Source organism: Draconibacterium sediminis (genome assembly GCF_000949475.1).
Classification (GTDB): Bacteria; Bacteroidota; Bacteroidia; order Bacteroidales; family Prolixibacteraceae; genus Draconibacterium; species Draconibacterium sediminis.
This window is the reverse complement of the sequence record NZ_JRHC01000001.1, coordinates 1,581,018-1,599,592: the sequence shown is the minus strand read 5'-3', so window position 1 is coordinate 1,599,592 and position 18,575 is coordinate 1,581,018. Positions and strand designations below refer to the sequence as shown.

Here is an 18,575-nt window from a genome sequence, read left to right as displayed (position 1 = left end):
TAGTTGTTTTGATTGCTTTAAAAATAAAAAACACCAATTGGATCATAAAATACCGTATTGGATATATCATTATTTTTCTTTTTATCAGGATAATAAATTTTAGCATAGCCTTCGCTACGCTATAATTCTTCAACGAAGATGAATTGAAAAAAGAATTAGTTTAAATGCGGCATTTATGGTCAATTTGGTATAAAATCCCGATGAAATGTTGATTCACCGGGATTTTTTATGAAACTCATTAACGATTAATGAAGTCTAAACCTCATTTAGAAAACCTGATTACAGTTTGTATCCATTCTCATATTCGCGGTGATAGAACTTCTCTGCCTCCGGATCGTTGATGAAATACTGTTCTTCAGGCGACCAGGCAACAGGACGTTGTAGTTCGTAAGCCACATTACCCAAAATGCTGCAAATTGCTGTACGCGCACCAATTTCTACAGGTACAATTGGATCGATACGCATACGAACAGCGTTAATGAAGTTCTCCAAGTGACCTGAACTTTTCTCGTACATCCCGGCTTCAACAGCTTCTTTTTCAGGCAACAATACAGGATCAGACGCCCATATGCCCTGGCGGCTAACTTCAATCCAACCATCTTCGCCCCAGAATTTTACACCACGCGAATTTTTATCGTCGTAGGCTTCGTTGGTCATGGTAACTCCATTGTCGTATACATAAGTTAAAAACTTGGTGCCTTTGTATCCCGGAGGAATTACTTCAACCGGTCCGCTATGGTCTTTTTTCAATCCCCACTGGCCAATATCAAAATTGTGTGCACCCCAGTCGCAGGTAAAACCACCACCGGTTTCTTTGTAGTAACGCCAGCGTGCCCAGAACGTTTCTTTGGTTTCAGGATCTATAGTAATAGGTGGATTTAAAGCCTGGTTGTAATGTACGTAAGGCATGGGGCCTAACCATTGTTTCCAGTCAAGATCTGCAGGAACTTCCTCTTTTGGTAAGTTATACGGATCGGGGCCTGGCCCTACATAAGCATTAACCTTGGTAAGCTTGCCAAATGCTTCGCGGTGCACCATATTTACGGCATGTTGGTAGTTATTGTCGGAACGTTGCTGACTACCGGTTGCAAAAATTACATTGTGTTTACGTACGGCTGCTGCAACCATAATACTTTCTTTAATGGTGAAAGTAATTGGTTTTTCCTGGTAAATGTCTTTTCCGGCCTCGCAGGCATCAATAGCCATAATGGCATGCCAGTGGTCGGGTGTTGCAATAACAACCGCGTCAATGTCTTTCCGATCGATAATTTCGCGGTAATCTTTGTAAGTTTTTACATCTACTTTTTGATTCCGGGCTTTGTAAAATTCATTTACCTTAAGCTCGAAACGCTCGCGTTTAACACCATAACAATCAGCTCCTGCTACAATTTCAACACCTTTAATTTGGCTAAAACCATTTAACAGGTTCATGGCTTGCTGCCCAAGTCCAATAAAACCAATGCGGATAGTGTCGTTTGCACCTGTTGCTAATACTTGCGACCAAGGCATAAGCGTTAAACCGGCAGCTCCTACCATTGAGCTTTGAATAAACCCTCTTCTTGAAAAATTACTCATGTTCTTTTATTTAATTGATTTAAGTTTAGAAATAAAGGTATGAAAGTCCCGAAACATTTTTTCGGGACCTTACTTATTTAACGAAACTAGTTACACATTAATAACCTGGGTTTTGCTTAATATTCGGATTTTGATCAATTACATCTGTAGGAATTGGATTCATGTACTGTTTCATTTCAAATTTAGCAGTCCATTTTACTTCTTCCTCTATACTATAAACCCAAACGCCTGAGTTATTAGAGGGCACTGAGTTGCGAATAACCATGTTATGACGCTGATTACCCATGGTCTGTTCAGCAATTTTCCAGCGTTTGTTATCGAAGTATCTTTTACCTTCAAAGCAAAGTTCAACACGGCGTTCGCGTCTGATAACTTCACGCATTTCATCTTTAGAGAGACCCTCTGGCAAAGCAGGAAGATCAACACGTGCGCGTAGTTCATTGAGAGCGGCGTAAACATCAGCATTGGGTCCAGTAGCTTCGTTTTGAGCTTCGGCAAAGTTTAACAAAACCTCAGCATAACGATAGTAAATTTCATTCTGACCACTTGCATCGTTTGCTGGTGCAGCATCAGGATTTAATCGTTTACGTTGATAATAACCCGAGTCTCCCACGTCAGTTTTACCTGCAAGGTCTATTTGATTGGTTTTATCCGGATTTGCATAAGTTTCGTCGATACGAGTGTAAATAACATCGGTTGCAGGCATCCAATCTAACTTATATTCCGCGCCATCAAAAACAATATCGTTATAAAAACGCTGTTCTCTTCCAACATAAGGATTTTGCGGATCATAGCCCGATTCAGGATCAGTAATAACTTTACCGTTTGCCATACAATATTGATCAACTACTTCCTGTGTAGGGTTATAATTACCCCAACACATATATTGCCCTAATACATATGTTGGCCCCCCACGACGTTCATAATTAGATCCCATACCAGTGACATCTAACATCTGTCTATCCCAAATAATTTCTGAATTATATTCATTTGCAGCTCTAAATAGGTTTTTAGCATCAGAGAAAAGTGCATAAGGAGCACCACCACCCATCTCGTCAATAAATTTTTTGTTAGTTGCAGCAGCTTTTGTCCAAAGCCCAGCATCGTAGCTACCCATATGAACAAAGTTGTCAGGATCTGGCAAATACGGATCTGCTGTATTAAATAACGGACTTGCAACAAACAATTCAATCCAACCTTTAATTGCCAAAGCAGCGCCTATAGTTGCATGACCAGCTTCCGGATCGCCTGAGCTATACTTTACAGGCAAATTACCATTATTTACGATGGTATTTAATTCGTTGTCGATAAATTCAAATGTTTCTTTAAACGTTGCTCTCGGAAACAACATTTCGTCTTCAGACATTGTGTTTCTGTCAAGAGGAATCTCAATGATTGGAAGACCTCCCACATGCATAAAAAACTCACTATAGAAATATGCACGCATAAATTTGACTTCATCCATTCTTTTATTATACCACTCATCCGAGAAATTCTCTCTATTCTCATCAACCTTTTGAATAAAAGTATTGCACTTTCTAAGTTTGGTAAAGAAATTACTCCAACTGTAACCATCGGTGGGACCGTGGGTTCCTCCCCAAACTCCTGTTGTGCTGCTTGATGGAGCAATACATATTCCTTGTCTCCAGTTAGACGCAGTATAGTAATGACTGATATTATAATCATCGGTGTAATAATCTAAATTTTCAGCATTATTCCACTTTTTAATTATCTCGCTATAAACATCGTTGAGATAAATATCAGCATTACCTTCAGAAGCCCATTGTGTTTGGTCGGTAAGGTTCGACTTATTTTCATTGTCTAGAAAATCTTCAGTGTCGCATGAACTTGTGGTGAATAAGACCAACACACAAATTGCTGCTATTATATATTTAAATTTTAAACTCTTCATTTTTTCTATCATTTACGGTTTAAAAAGTTATATCTAGTCCAAATGTATGAGACCGCATTACCGGATAAGAATTCTCTCGTTGGTTATATCCCATTTCTGGATCAATATGCTTTATATTACTAATGGTTAACAAATTCTGACCTGTATAATAAATGCGAATTCCATCAAGTCCTATCTTATCAACAATTGATTCAGGAATATTATAACCTACAATCATAGTTTTCAACCTTAAGTAATTTGAACTAACAGTCCACCAATCAGAATCTTTCGTATTATTACCATATGGTGATGGTGTTGCTCTTGGGTATCTCGCCCCCTGATTATCAACAGTCCATCGATTATCAAAATACTCGTATGCAGTGTTCGATCCATTATTTTCAAAAGGAACAGTCATAAACTGGCGAATGTTGATGCTTGACATTGCAGTTCCCTGAAAGAACATTGATACATCAACACCCTTCCAATTGATTTCTGGAGTTATTCCATACGTCATTAATGGGTAAACCGGATCTCCGATGGCGATCTCATCATTCGAGTCTATCAATCCATCTGGCACACCGTCAGGCCCACTTAGGTCGGCATATTTAATGTCACCGGGGTGTAAATCACCAAACTGGGTTATATTATAACCATCTGAACCATTAATAATTCCATCTCCGTTAGTGTCTTCATCTGTGGTAAATAAACCAAGGGCATGGTAGCCAAACGGAGTTCCGAAAGGACGACCAGTTAAGGTACGGTTAGGATTGTTACGTTGTGCATCGGTTTCAAAAACTTCAATCATTTTATTTTTAGCATAGCTAAAATTACCACTAATACCTAATTCCAGACCATTACTGAATGTTTTGCGCGTGCTGGCCGTAATTTCAAAACCATTGTTTTTCATTTCGCCGGCATTTTCCTGCGCAATGCTTAAGCCGTATTCAACAGGTAAGGTAACCTGCGGTGCCAAAAGCATATCTGTACGTTTCTCGTGGAAATAGTCGAATTCAACATTTAATAATCCATCCCACATATTCAGGTCGAAACCCACATCAAGTTTCGAAGAAACCTCCCAGGTAATATCAGGGTTGGCTTCCTTATCAACACGCGAACCTTGCACCAGGCCTGAAGAGCCAAACAGATAAGCATTACCTCTTAAGGTATAACCGGGCATAAACTGGAAGTCGGCCAAATTACCATCGATATAAGGCAAGTTACCCGATTGCCCCCACGACGCGCGAAATTTCAGGTTGTTTACAGATGTCATATCTGCCATAAAACTTTCTTCTGAAACACGCCATGCTGCTGAGAATGAAGGGAAGTATCCCCACTGTTTACCGGGACCAAAAGCATAGTGACCATCGTATCGACCTGCTGCCTCCAACATATATTTGTCTTGATAACTATATCCTAAACGATAAACGAAACCAATTTCACTTCCTTCGCTCGATGAACCACCGTTGTCGTAGTCCAACTTATCAGAACTACCAAAGTTAAGTTCATCAATTTCCAATGCGTAATTGTTTCTGCGGGCCCAGAATGTTTCGTAGGTATTTTTACGTGCTTCTGCAACGACCAAACCTGTTACGCTATGGTCGCCAAATGTGCGCGCATAGTTCAAATACGCCTGTCCGGTGTAGTTTTTCCAATCGTTGCTTTGCTGACGTAAATAGGTATAGGTAGGCGAATTACCTTCCTGCGTTGAAACCACCTCCGTAAAAGTATAGGGATTTGCATCCAAATCAATTACATGATACACAAAAGGAATGTGCCATTGTTTTTGTTTCTGACTGGTAGGGTCGTAACTAAATACACCTTTAAAACTTAGTCCCTGGATAAACGGCAATTCTTGTTCCAGGTATACTGATGCCAGTAAAGTGTTTTTATCCCACTGCTCGTATCCTTCTGATCTTAAAGCACCCACAGGAGTACTTGCTGAAGATTCTCCCCAGTGTTCTCCATCCGGATAAATCAGCTGCTGAATAGGAACAAACTTATAGAATGCACGGAAGAGGTGACCGGTTGCATTTTCACCCGGATCAAGGTCGTTGGTTTCTTCAACCGAACCATATAAGGACATACCCACCTTTGTGGTGTTGGTGGCTTTCATCTCGAGGCTTAAGTTGTAGTTATAACGTTTGTAGCCAACGGGGTCAAATAAACCTTTCTGGTCGTAGTAACCCAAACCGGCATGGTAGTTAATATTGTTTGTTCCGCCACTTAATTCAATATTGTGGTTTTGTACAGGAACATTATCATTCCAAACATCAATAAATTTTGAATCAGGATAGCGGTACGGATCTTCTTTATGAAGGCTTGCATAATTGGCAATCAAGTCCGGGGCGTTTGGAGGAGTAGTTCCGTTAGGTGTTAGGTTGTAGTAGCCTTCGTTTTGCAGCGACATATAATCCGTTGCATCCAACATATCAGGCACATAGGTTGGATTTTGAAAACCGTAAGATGTACTTAACCGCACCACTGGTTTACCTGCTTTACCTTTTTTAGTTGTTATAAGTATTACACCGTTTGCTCCACCAATACCGTAGGGCGCCACAGCTGCTGCATCTTTTAATACAGTAATACTTTCAATAGTTGCCGGGTCAATTTGCATAATATTATTCCGTTTCACCCCGTCAACAACTACTAATGGACTATTATTACCAGTAGAAACAACTCCTCGAATATGTAAATCGGGCGTGTCCATACCTGGCTGAGCACCGTTACTTGAGCGCATACTAACACCTGCAAGTTTTCCAGCCATGGCCTGCGAAATGTTTGGAACGGGAATTTCAGCCAATTCTTCGCCTTTAACGGTACTGATTGCACCGGTTACAGTGGTTTTTTTCTGCACACCATAACCGATGGTAACTACTTCTTCAATACCAATTACATCTACTTTCATGGTTACGTTAATAACCGATTGATTACCAACGATTACTTCCTGAGACTGCATCCCGATAAAAGAAAATACCAGGACATTATCCGGCGAAACATCACTTAATGAGAAATTCCCGTCGGTGTCGGTAATTACTCCATTATTTGTTCCTTTAACTACAACGGTTACACCGGGAAGAGGCGCTCCAGAATCGTCGACAACCTTTCCGGAAACCACATTTTGTTGCACACTAGATGCCTGTTTTTTTTCGGAATTGTCGGTAATCGAATAATTACTGGCAGAAACGGTAGTGAAACTTGTTAAGAGAATTATCAACATTAGTTTCAATGAAAGCAAAAATTTCTTTTTCCTGTTAAAATACAGAAAAAAACAGGTTGCATTTTTTTTCATAAATTCAAATTATTAAGTTAAAGTTATTAGGTGTTTTAACACCTGTAAATTAATTTACCGGTAGTTGATGGAGCAGCTACCGGTTTTTTTCATACAAATGGTTAAATCATACAATAATTCCTCCTTTAATTTTTTTATTTCCATGTTTTAAAATTAGTACTAGCGATGTAGGTTCTCTTTTTTTTGAAATATTTAATAATTATTTAAAAGACTAGTTGGTTTTCAAATTTTGTAACTGAGTTTAGTTTATTCCTTTTCACAAATTTTTTGATTACAATTTTGGTTAGTTTTTGTAGTGATCACAAAAATAAGCGAAGGCTTATTTAGGTATTTTATTACATCTAGCATTCATTATACTGTATACAATTTTCATTTAGTAGATTTATTATTTCATAATAATTGACAATTGGTTATTTCAATATTCTTTTGGTGTTATATAATGTGCAGTTTAGCTTTTAACCTAAAAAAATGATTTGATTTTAAGAGCATTATCTAATTAAAAAAAGAAATTATCCCACTGTATGCATTCTGTTCTGCTCTGTTCTTCAACAAAGTTCAATAAATTATCTGTTACGAACAACTTTTATTAAAAAAAAGGGTAGTCCGCAAAGTCGCGTCAAATAAGGAAAATGCTGTATAACATACGTGTGCAATTAACACAATAAGAAAGGATTGAAGAATTCCTCTTTAGGTTTTGATTAAAAAAGCTAAAAATACACGAACTGTCTAACAATCTTCATAGGAAGTCTAAAATAACTGATTCTCTGCGCTCTTCAAAATATATGCTCGATATAATTGCAAATAAATCTTAACAGAAAATATTGTCAAATAAAGAACAGATAATTATATTAAAATTTGAAGTTTTATTCTGCCTGTGCTATTCTTTTCTGTTCGGATTATTAATATTATGTCAGATTTTATCAAAGAATAGGAGCACAATACGCCATTATCCATAACATATTGATTATCTATCTAAAGCAATATCATATTCTTCCATTGATTTGGTTTCAATTAAAATGCCAGCTTCTTCTATCCATTAGGTGGTTTGGAAATTAATGGGAAGCAAGATTACTTATAAGCCTTATAAACACATCAGATTATTCTTACACGCAGTAATTCCAACTCCCTTCAATGCTTTGTGGTAAAAATTTCAGAATGGCTTACAGCATGAACTACTGATAGTTATTTTATAGTTGTAAAAGCCACCTCTAACCAGAAAAATTAATCACGATTTCATGCAATCAGAAGTAATTAAGTCTCGCAATCAGTACTAGGGATTTCCCTACCTTTTGTTAGATTTTTTCCTCCTTATAAGTAGGTTTTCACCTGTAGCAATTACTCTTTATCCATGGTAATTTTGTTAAAAACAAAATAAGTGAGCAAATGAATGTAAGAACCATAAATAATCAACCATCGATATTAATACTGGCCGATTTCTCGGACGGAAGCTGGCATGCAACTTCGTTTGCCATGAAATTTCTATACAAAGAAAAATCGCCGGTATCGATCTTACAAACCTACCAGAATCCGGGCTGGGGTCATTTAATGATGCGCAAACTTAGCCATCACTTAAGAAAAATTACGAAGAACGAACTACGGGCTTTAAAAAACAGACTACTAAAGCATTTTAATATTGAAAAACAAAAGGTTAACACCCTTTCTATTGAAGGCGAACTTAATACGGTTCTGAATTATAAGCCAATTATTAACGGCCAGCACAACTTAGTTTTATCCACCCATAATTCCTTTGAAGATTCGTGCAAAAGACAAAACGGATGCCTTGAAAAGATTATTGATACCGCAAAACATCCACTTTTTATCTTACCCGACACCTTTGAAGGCGAAACATCAAAAAGGATTCTGTTTGTGGCGAATCCCGATAAAAAACCATCGGAACTATTGTGCAACCAGGTTAGCGAAATATGTAGCAAAACAAAATCGAATCTGGAAGTACTTTTTGTATTGAAAACCCAAAACCAGAATATAAACGAAGATGTAAAATCATACTTCCACGAATATTTTGATGGGATTGATATTACACTGAATACCATACAATATAAAACAAAGTGTAAGGGAATTAACAATTACCTGAATCAGACAAACCGCGATTTAATTGTAATTGAAAACGATTGACAGTTTTTGGAAAGCAGTCAGACTAAAACAACAGCAATGAAACAGAAAGATTACAGCATTTTGGCGCTTATTTCGCCAAATAAAGAAGGGGAGACGGTTTTAAAAGAAGCATTGTACCTGCAAAATACACTGGAGGTAAAGCTGGTAATTTTAAACGTTATAAAAGAGCCCAGTTTTTTTGAGCGAAATTTCCAGCCCGAAGAAACTGAGTTGGCCATAAAAAATGCCAAACAGGAACTTACCGATTTTGTGAGGAAAGTAATTGGTAAGGAAATACCAAACAATATTGTTATTTCGGTGCGGGCCGGAGATCCGGTGGATGTTTTACTGGAAAAATCGAAAACCGACAGTCTGGAGTTTCTTTTGATTGATAAAAGCGACAGTAATTATCCGGGAGCTCTGACAAAAGAGGAAGTCGACAAATTAATAAGCCTGTCGAAATGCCCTGTATTAACGGTAAACAAAGATTTTGGCGTACCCGAAATCAAGAATATTGCCATTCCGATTGATATTACCCAATCGACTAAGAAAAGACTTTTGTGGGCGCAATTTTTGGCGAAAAAGCACGGTGCAAAAATCACCATACTGTCGGCACTAAAAGCAAATATTGATGTTGAAAAAAGCCTGGCTTTAAAAAATGCGCAGAAAATTCAACAGTTGCTTCAGGATCATGATATCCAGTGTGATATAAAAATACTTAAAGTATACAATCAGGATTCGCACCAGGTTATTCTGGAATATATAAAAGAAGAAAAACCCGAGTTAATGATTATTCGCACGCATCAGGAATCGATATTCTCGAATAAGAACATCGGAAAATTTGTTTCCGAAATTGTTCATGGAAGTCAATTGCCCGTTTTTACGGTTAATTATACGCCCAATCCTATCGACTCACTATTTCTGTAAAAAAATAAAGAAAAATGTCCGTATTCAGCCAACCAATTACCAGTTTGAACGTTAACACTGAGGAACTTTTTATTTCATTCGATGAAAGAGAAACCAGCTTGACATCACAATCGCAAAGAGTGTGTTATTTGAGCTTAAAACATTGCAGACAAACATAAGTGTCATTTTGACAACATGTCATTAAACGTTAAGATATATTAAAATATTACACAAATAAATATTCATAATCACGTCATATTTAGTAAACAAAGTATATTAAGATTTTTTAGACATTCTATATAAAATAACATGAATAATAATACAACAAGAACAGGCAAACTCATATCCATTCAGGATTCGTTGGTGAAAGCACGATTCTACGGAAATGTGATTATGGGTGAAACTGCCAATGTTATCGTAGATGGTAAGTCGTTACAAGCCGAAGTGTTACAAATTATTCCCGATCCGAAACATGCGGATGCGGGAATTGTTGAAATGCAGGTTTTTGAGGATTTAACAGGTGCTCAGATTGGCGATCAGGTTGAATTTACAGGCAAGTCTTTATCGGTACTTCTGGGTCCGGGGTTGCTAACCAGTATTTGGGACGGACTGCAAAATCCCTTATACAAACTGGGCGAACAGAATGCTTACCTGGTGCCCGGCATGAAAGCTCCGGCACTTGATGAAGAAAAATTGTGGGAATTTACCCCATCGGTAGCAGTTGGCGACAAAGTAAATGGTGGCGATGCCATCGGTACCGTTCCTGAAGGACGTTTAACCCACAGCATTTTGGTACCTTTTAATTTTGGCAAATGCAAAGTGGAGAGCATTATCGAAAAAAGCCAGGTGAATATTACCGAAACCGTTGCTGTTATTTCTGATAGTCAAAACACAAAACACGAGTTAAAACTGGCATTCCGCTGGGCGGTTAAATCCCCTATTCCGTTCAAGGATCGCGCTATCCCGAGTAAAACAATTTCTACCGGAGTGCGTGTTATCGATTTACTTGCGCCCGTTAGTTATGGCGGAACGGTTGGAAATCCGGGTCCTTTTGGTGCCGGTAAAACCGTATTGCAGCACTCGCTGTGTAAATATGCCCTGGCCGATATTATTATTATGGCAGCCTGTGGCGAACGTGCCGGAGAGGCTGTTGAGGTGTTTAAAGATTTTGCCGAATTGGAAGATCCGTCAACCGGCGATTCGCTGATGAACCGAATGTGTATTTTCGGGAATACCAGCTCGATGCCTGTTGCCGCACGTGAGGCCAGTGTATTTATCGCATTAACCGTAGGCGAATATTACCGCTACCAGGGCTATAATGTGGTGCTTTTGGCCGACTCAACTTCGCGTTGGGCACAGGCACTTCGTGAGCGTAGTGGCCGCCAGGGAGATATTCCGGGTCCGGAAGCTTTCCCTATGGATATCCCTGATCAGATTAAAGGGATGTACCAGCGTGCCGGTGCCGATCAGGGCACAGGAGGTTCGCTAACCTTTATCGGAACGGTTTCGCCTGCAGGCGGTAACTTTCAGGAACCGGTAACGCAGGCAACAATGGATGCAACCGGTGGTTTCTGGGGCTTGTCGCAAGACCGTGCCGATGCAAAAAAATACCCTGCAATCGATCCGCTTTCATACACATCATCGGTGTACGACAGTTTTATTTCGTGGGACGACCGCAATAAAATGCTTCAAACGCTTTACGAAGCAAATGGTATCGATCAAACCATCAGCACCATTGGTTTGAAAAAGGTTCCGGTAGAAAAATACGTGCTTTATCAAAAAGGACTCACCATCGATTTCTGTGTGATGCAGCAAAATGCTTTCCACAAGCTGGATGCGTGTACCCGACCTGAACGCCTGATTGTTATTAACGAGGCCGTTCAGAAACTTATCGATAGCACCATCAATTTTGCGCAGGACGACAAGGAAGATGAAGAAGTAAAAGAAATGGTAAAAGCAAAATTTGATGAATTGCGCCAGTGGTGGAAAGACTGGAACTTATCTGCACAAACCATCGACGAAATGGCCGTTCTTCCACAAAAAGTTGAACAATTTATTTTACAAGAAGAGTACACACTATGATACGAAAAGAAATAAACAGAATTAGCGAAGTTGGTAAAGCACTGATTTCGGTTGAAGGAAATCCGGGTGTGGCACTCAACCACGTGGTAGAATTGCTGGAGGCCGGAACCAACCAAAGTCTTTCGTTTGCCAAAGCCATTAATATTACCGAAGACTCAACGCGTTTCCAGGTGTTTAACGGAACGCAGGGTTTAAGCACACAAACAAAAATACGCATGCACGAGGTTCCGCTAACTGCAGGTTTCTCGTACAATATGCTGGGCCGTAGTTTCGATGGAATTGGTGATGTGGCCGACGGTGGCCCGGAAATTATTTTCGACAAATATGTTTCAACGCGTTTAGATACCTTAAATCCAACGGTTCGTTTGGTTCCCAAGCAACCACTGTGGACAGGTATACCGATGATTGATGTATTTAATACGCTAGTAAAATCGCAAAAGATTCCAATTTTTGCCGGTCCAACCGAGCCTTACAACCGTTTGCTTTCGCAGATTGCACAGGGTGCGCAGGCCGACGTAATTATTTTTGCCGGTATAGGTTTGAAGTTCGACGAGTACCACTACTTCAAGGAGCAGCTGTCGCAATCGGGTAATATCGATAAAACCATCATGTTTACTCACCTTGCCGGCGATTCACAGATTAAAGGCCTTATGTTACCCGATGTGGCATTAAGTGTATCGCGCGAATTTGCCGACCAGGGAAAAGACGTGTTGGTACTGCTAACCGACATGACCAACTGGTCGAACATTTTGCGTAACGTTGCCAACTATCAGGATCAGATTCCTTCGTTGCAGGGTTATCCGGGTTCGTTGTATTCAGAGCTGGCCAAACGTTACGAGGTGGCTGCCGACATTGAAGGCGCCGGTTCGATAACTATTATCGGGGCAACAACGCTTGAATCGCTTGAAGATCCGGTTCCTGATAATACCGGTTATATTACCGAGGGACAGTTTTTCCTTGACAATGGCAAGCTAAAACTGGCACGTTCGCTGTCGCGTTTAAAGCAGCAGGTTAACGACACTACCCGAGATGATCACCGCCCTATTATGACGGCAATGGCATCGTTACTTGCCGATGCTGAAAAAGCATACGAAGCAGCTGAAGTTGGTGCAGCAAACGATACATTCTCGCAAAAACTGCTGCGTTACCGCGAAGATTTTATCGCAAATATGGAAGAACCATTTGGAGAACCCATCGAGCTGGAAGCCGCATTAGACAAATGCTGGGATATTTTAAAACGACATTTTGAACCAACCGAAACAGGGTTGAGTAAAAAACTGATCGAGCAATATTGGAACTAACTACTAATCGGAAAAAGAGATGACAAAAAATAAAGAAAACCTGGAAGGAATTGTTTCCAAACTAAAAGAGCAGGGAGTTAATGCCGGCGAAGCAGAGAAACAACGTATAATTGAAAATGCAAAGCAGGAAGCCGAAAAGCTGATTGCCGAAGCAAAAGCTACCAGCAAAAAAATTGTTGAGGAGGCTGAAACAAAAGCTTCGCAAGCCGAAAAAAATGCAGAAAAAGCAATTGCTCAGGCTTCGCGCGATATGGTTGAAGCCACAAAAATAACCATCTTAAACCACCTGAAAAAGGTGTTTGGTAAAGAGTGCAAAACTTTATTCCGTCAGGAAGAATACCTGCAAGAACTGCTAAAAGTGGTGATCGATTCTATTTCAGGAAAAAAATCGATAAAAGTACCGCCGGAGTTGCACAAAGAAATGGAAGCATTTTTATTAAAAGAAGCACTTCAGGAAGAGGTAACTTTACAACCACTTTCGGCAAGTAAAGCCAAAATAAAAGTAAAATCGACCGACAAAGACGGAATCAGTTTCGTAGTAAGCTCAAAAGAAATTGAGAGTGGTTTATTTTCCTTACTCAACAAGGATTTAGTTGACCGAATCATTAAAAGCCAGGAGGATTAAATATGTCAAACATGGTTTATCTTATGACCAGTTTGCCATCGTTGTCCCTGGGAGAGGCACCTCCGATTACAATTGATGAATTTAACGATGACGCAAAACGCCAGCTGTCTACACGACATTTTAAGGCGCTGCAATCGGTTGATATTCAAAAATTGGATGCTAAGGTTGGAGTAAAAAGCATTTTCTCGCTTTTAAACAGTATTAAGGAAGATCTTTCAGAAGTTAGAACGGCCAAAGCGCAAAACCGTCAGCCGAAGCCGGAACGGATGCCAAATTCGTTGCTGCGCGGAAATCCCATGGAGCGCGAGATGAATATCTTGCAGTGGCAATGGGAAGAATTGCAGGACATTGAGGCCGGAAAAACATTCACCCTTACAGAAGTTTTGGTGTATAAACTAAAACTTCAGCTGGTGGTAAGATTGTATTCCTTCGATGAAATTAAGGGTGCCGAAGTTTTGGCATCGGTGGTAAACCCGGGGAAAAACAAGGAGGGCAAATAATGGCAGGTATAAAAATAAAATATACAAAAACAGAACGGGCCCGTCAGAAGAAAATTCTGAAGGTATCGGAAAGGATGCTGCCGTTGTTTGAAGCGATGGAAAAATCGTTGATGGCAACGATAAATACCATCGCTGAACGGATTGAGCAAATTCGCGAAGAGATTGAAAAGAACCGAAAGGCAGCAGAACCATGGACAGCCGTGATGAGCGACTCGTGGGTAAACATCAATGAATACATTTCGGTGAATAAAATTATCACCAAAACCATTGATGTGGCCGGAGTTCGTGTGCAGCAGTTCGTTAAGGTTGACTTTAACGTAATGCCAATTAACGACAACACCCCTTTGTGGGTTGACGATGCCATTGAACTGATGCAGGTACAATTGCAACTGCTGGCCGAAATCGAGTGTTTGAAAGAACAAATCGAACTTTTGGAAGAAGAGTTGCTGGATGTTCGTGCACGGGTAAAACTGTTCGAAAATCGACGAATTCCGAATGCAAAACTGGCCATCCGTAAAATTGGTCAGAAGCTGCAGGACGACGAACGTCTTACAATTGCAACGGCGAAAGTGGTTAAAACAAGCAAACAAAAGGAGGGCAGCTTATGATAGCAGAAATGAAGAAACTGATGCTGTTTATGCCCGACTCGGCCGATGATATTGATGCCGAACTTACCGCATTGGGAGAGCTTGGAGTGTTACACATTGCGCCTTTGCAACCGGCAAAACACGAATCGATTGAACGTGTTGATGCCCGGATAAAACAGCTCAAAAATGCCATCGAGGTTCTGAATCAATACGATAACGAACAGTATTCCGGCCCAAAAGATGAGGAAATTCCGGATTACTCGAAACTGGAACGGGGAGCGGTTTTTCTGATGGAAAAGGTGCTGGATGCTGAAAACCACCGGCTGGAACTGGAAAATATTAAACTCAACCTAACCAGCGACATAAGGTGGTTCGAGAATTGGGGAAATATTACCCTAAAGGATATTAAAGACCTCAACGATAAAGGAATTTGGATAAAAACCTATCTACTTGACGACAAGGACTTAAAAAAAGTAACTGATCGTGATGACATCCAGGTTGTTGGCAAATTCTCAGATCTGAACCAGGTTATTTTATTAACCAAGGATGCCAGCGAACGGTTGCTGGATATGGAAGCACTACCTTTTCCTCAGAACGAGTTGGAAAACGCAAAAGAATTATTAGCTGCAACCATTAAGGACCTGGAAAGTAACAAGGAGTTTTTACTTCAGCTACGCGAACAGAAAGCTGTATTGGTAGACGGCTTAAAAGAACGCTTGCGTCGTTATGATGTTCGGAATGTGCAGTTTGGAGGTTTGGCTGTGGATAAACACGTTCGTTTCTGGAAAGGCTTTATTCCGCTGGAACACGTTGACGAATTTATCGAAACAGCTGAAAAACGTCATTGGGGTTATGTGATAGAGGATCCTTTACCGGAAGAAGAGGAAGAGGTCCCTACCCTTGTGAGAACGCCAAAATGGGCACAACGTATTCAGCCGGTTATGGATTTTATGGGTCTGGTTCCGGGCTACAAGGAGATGGATGTTTCCCGGGTATTTATGGTATTCTTTACCTTTTTCACCGGAATTCTTGTGGGTGATGCCGGCTATGGCCTGGTATTCTTGCTGATCACCTTTTTGGCCCACCGGAAGAAAAAATTTGCCAAACAGATTGAGTTTGGGTTGATCTATACACTTTCGGTATCGATTATGTTTTGGGGTGTGTTAACCGGAACCTATTTCGGATCGGAAGCAATTGCCGAACTTCCCGTACTTCGCAGTTTAAAAATTGATGCACTGGCCAGCTTTGGTGGCGACAACCTGATTATACAAAAAATCATGTTCCTGATTGGTGCTGTTCACCTAACGGTCGGACACCTGCAGGTTGCATGGAAATTTAATAACAGCGTTAGGGCCATTGCGCAATTCGGATGGATAGCTATTATCTGGGGCTTGTACCTAATTGTAAACCAAATGGTACTGGGCATTGAAGCTCCGGGCTTAATGGTTTGGCTGTTTATTGGTGGCGCACTGCTTGTGGCCTTGTTCTCAAAACCGGGAACAAGCTTCTTTAAAGGCATGCTTTCATCCATCGGTAATTTGCCACTCAGCATCATCAACGGTTTTTCCGACATTATCTCGTACATCCGGCTTTATGCAGTTGGTCTGTCAACCGTTTTAATGGCAGCAAGTTTTAACCAAATGGCTATTGGCGATGGTATAACTACCGTGGCTTCCGGAATTGGTGCTGTGTTGGTATTAATTCTCGGACACGGATTAAATATGATTCTGGCGGCAATGGCAGTACTGGTTCATGGCGTACGCTTAAACATGCTCGAGTACGCAGGCCACGCCGAAGTTGAGTTTTCAGGAAATGAATATAAACCCTTCAATTTGAAGGACAACAAACAATAAAATTTTTAAAATAGTATAAAAATGACTTTAACAACAATTTTAGCAACAACAGTTACAGGCTTTGGCGGACACGCTATTGCTCTGGGTATTGCAGGTGTAGGTTCAGCAATTGGAACCGGTATTGCAGGCATGGGAGCTTTAGGGCTTTGGAAACAATCGATCAGAGATAAGAAAAAACTTCCTTCGCTGGCTTTGGCAATGGTAGGTATGCCATTAAGCCAGGTAATTTATGGTATGATTTTTATGAATTCGATGATAGGTGCAAACCTGAGTCCCGACAGTTATACCAATCAGATGATCTGGGCATTTTTTGTAGGTATCGCCATTGCTGCCTCTGCAATTATGCAGGGACGTGTGGGTGCTGCAGCTTGTGCCAACTTAGCTGTTGATGACAAACAGGGATCGGGTATGTACATAGCCGCCATGGGTATCATCGAAACTGTTGCACTTCTTGCCATGGTATTTGGTATGGGAGGCATTCCGAGTGCTTAATAATACGCAAAGCATGACACTATAATATTCCCCCGCTGTTTTTCGGCGGGGGATTTTATTTTATATATGTAAATACAATTGAATATCTTTATCAAAAGAAATCGTTGAATTTACTAGATGAGTTTAAAAATATTATTTCGCGGAAGGGTCTTATTGGCCATTATAATATTCACAATAATTACCTGTACCGGAATTATTTACACCTCCATAAAAAGTTTGCGTCTCGATCGCGAACACCTTTTGTTACTGGAACTATCAAAAAACATCGACCTCGAAATTTCTCACAGTCGAATATTTTTAGATGACTACTTTTTGCTAAACGACTCCCCTAAAAAATCAACGATCTTAAACTGCTTTACTAATACCGGGAAATACACCACTTCACTCGATTCACTTATTTCAGCGAAATATAAAGGAAGCCGTGAAGCCAGCCTTCGAAATTCGCTTGAAGAAGTTGCTTCCCAGGTTAAACTGCTACAGAATAGTGTAGCAACATCACTTCAAAATAATGTGGAAGAATTTAACGTGGCCATTTTAACTGAATATCGTGATTTTCAGCTGGCCTACCAGGAATTGGACAAAAAGATTCATGATTATATCCTGCATGAAAATACCGTATTCAGACAACGGGTATTTACGCTCGTGCTGTTAACCCTGGTTCTGTTATTAGTATGTATATTTTTAATTTACAGAATAATCAATTCGTATAATGCAATTGAAAAACAACAGGCACTCAGAGCTCTTGAAGTTGAATACAAAGAACGAAAAAGAATAGCAGCCGACCTGCACGACGGATTGGGTTCAATACTTTCTAGCATTGCTCTTTTCATAAAATTAATCGAAAAAGACTGCACAAATAATGCAGAAAACAAAAGTCTGGTTCAGGTTAAGGAACTGTCGGGAATTGCTTTGGAAAACCTGGAGGCTACAATAAACAACTTAAATCCATCAATCCTTAATAAATACGGTTTAATAAAATCGCTTGAAATACTCTGCGATAAAATAAACGATATTGGAGAAGTTTCCTGCGTGGTAAATTCAACAAATTCTGAAATCAAGTTAGATCAGAATATGGAACTAAACGTGTACCGCATTTGTAACGAATTGATCAACAATACACTTAAACATGCCGGTGCTTCAAAATTGTATATCGACATTCAACAAATTAAAAAGACAGTGGTTATAATTTATCGCGACAACGGGAAAGGTTTTAATCCCGAGCTTATTTATACATCAGATGAAGAAAAAATGGGACTGCGAAATATTATCAACCGCATTGAGTCGTTTGGAGGTAAATACGAAATTAACACCGGCGAAGGAAAGGGCGTAGAAATAAAGCTAAGTTTCATGATATAATTCACG

13 protein-coding genes are annotated in these 18,575 nt (G+C 40.0%); 10 read left to right on the top strand and 3 right to left on the bottom strand.

Annotated elements, in window-relative coordinates:
• Nucleotides 1-279: 279 nt before the first annotated feature.
• The 3 genes from LH29_RS06575 to LH29_RS06565 all read right to left on the bottom strand — a co-directional run bounded on the left by LH29_RS06575 (nucleotide 280) and on the right by LH29_RS06565 (nucleotide 6,683).
• A complete protein-coding gene (locus LH29_RS06575) occupies nucleotides 280-1,575 on the bottom strand; it encodes a Gfo/Idh/MocA family protein (protein WP_045026975.1) in 1,296 nt (431 codons plus the stop codon).
• Nucleotides 1,576-1,672: 97 nt separating this feature from the next.
• A complete protein-coding gene (locus LH29_RS06570; protein ID WP_045028846.1) occupies nucleotides 1,673-3,487 on the bottom strand; it encodes a RagB/SusD family nutrient uptake outer membrane protein in 1,815 nt (604 codons plus the stop codon).
• Between the two features lie 19 nt (nucleotides 3,488-3,506).
• Nucleotides 3,507-6,683: a SusC/RagA family TonB-linked outer membrane protein gene (locus tag LH29_RS06565; protein ID WP_052670741.1), complete on the bottom strand. Its 3,177-nt coding sequence runs from the start codon at nucleotides 6,681-6,683 to the stop codon at nucleotides 3,507-3,509.
• A 1,455-nt stretch (nucleotides 6,684-8,138) separates the two neighbouring features.
• On the opposite strand from LH29_RS06565, the gene LH29_RS06560 reads away from it, so the two are divergent.
• The 10 genes from LH29_RS06560 to LH29_RS06515 all read left to right on the top strand — a co-directional run bounded on the left by LH29_RS06560 (nucleotide 8,139) and on the right by LH29_RS06515 (nucleotide 18,569).
• Entirely contained in the window at nucleotides 8,139-8,888 is a 750-nt protein-coding gene (locus tag LH29_RS06560; protein WP_045026969.1) for a hypothetical protein, read from the top strand.
• 36 nt (nucleotides 8,889-8,924) lie between these two features.
• On the top strand, nucleotides 8,925-9,794 hold the full coding sequence (locus tag LH29_RS06555) for a universal stress protein (protein ID WP_045026966.1): 870 nt from the start codon (nucleotides 8,925-8,927) through the stop codon (nucleotides 9,792-9,794).
• Nucleotides 9,795-10,082: 288 nt separating this feature from the next.
• Nucleotides 10,083-11,855 (top strand): V-type ATP synthase subunit A, encoded by a 1,773-nt coding sequence (locus tag LH29_RS06550; RefSeq protein WP_045026964.1) that lies wholly within the window; start codon nucleotides 10,083-10,085, stop codon nucleotides 11,853-11,855.
• Nucleotides 11,852-13,156, top strand: a complete 1,305-nt coding sequence (locus LH29_RS06545) for a V-type ATP synthase subunit B (protein WP_052670641.1) — start codon at nucleotides 11,852-11,854, stop codon at nucleotides 13,154-13,156. Before LH29_RS06550 ends, LH29_RS06545 begins: the two co-directional genes overlap by 4 nt.
• Nucleotides 13,157-13,175: 19 nt before the next feature.
• Nucleotides 13,176-13,781: a hypothetical protein gene (locus tag LH29_RS06540; protein WP_045026962.1), complete on the top strand. Its 606-nt coding sequence runs from the start codon at nucleotides 13,176-13,178 to the stop codon at nucleotides 13,779-13,781.
• Nucleotides 13,782-13,792: 11 nt separating this feature from the next.
• The gene (locus LH29_RS06535; RefSeq protein ID WP_198152356.1) at nucleotides 13,793-14,281 is read left to right on the top strand and encodes a DUF2764 family protein; all 489 of its coding nucleotides are present in this window, start codon (nucleotides 13,793-13,795) and stop codon (nucleotides 14,279-14,281) included.
• Nucleotides 14,281-14,889 (top strand): V-type ATP synthase subunit D, encoded by a 609-nt coding sequence (locus LH29_RS23690; RefSeq protein ID WP_052670640.1) that lies wholly within the window; start codon nucleotides 14,281-14,283, stop codon nucleotides 14,887-14,889. The genes LH29_RS06535 and LH29_RS23690 overlap by 1 nt, the downstream gene beginning before the upstream one ends.
• Nucleotides 14,886-16,721: a V-type ATP synthase subunit I gene (locus LH29_RS23685; RefSeq protein ID WP_052670639.1), complete on the top strand. Its 1,836-nt coding sequence runs from the start codon at nucleotides 14,886-14,888 to the stop codon at nucleotides 16,719-16,721. The genes LH29_RS23690 and LH29_RS23685 overlap by 4 nt, the downstream gene beginning before the upstream one ends.
• 21 nt (nucleotides 16,722-16,742) lie before the next feature.
• Nucleotides 16,743-17,213, top strand: a complete 471-nt coding sequence (locus tag LH29_RS06520; protein ID WP_045026960.1) for a hypothetical protein — start codon at nucleotides 16,743-16,745, stop codon at nucleotides 17,211-17,213.
• Nucleotides 17,214-17,330: 117 nt separating this feature from the next.
• The gene (locus tag LH29_RS06515; RefSeq protein WP_045026958.1) at nucleotides 17,331-18,569 is read left to right on the top strand and encodes a sensor histidine kinase; all 1,239 of its coding nucleotides are present in this window, start codon (nucleotides 17,331-17,333) and stop codon (nucleotides 18,567-18,569) included.
• The last annotated feature ends 6 nt before the right edge of the window (nucleotides 18,570-18,575 follow it).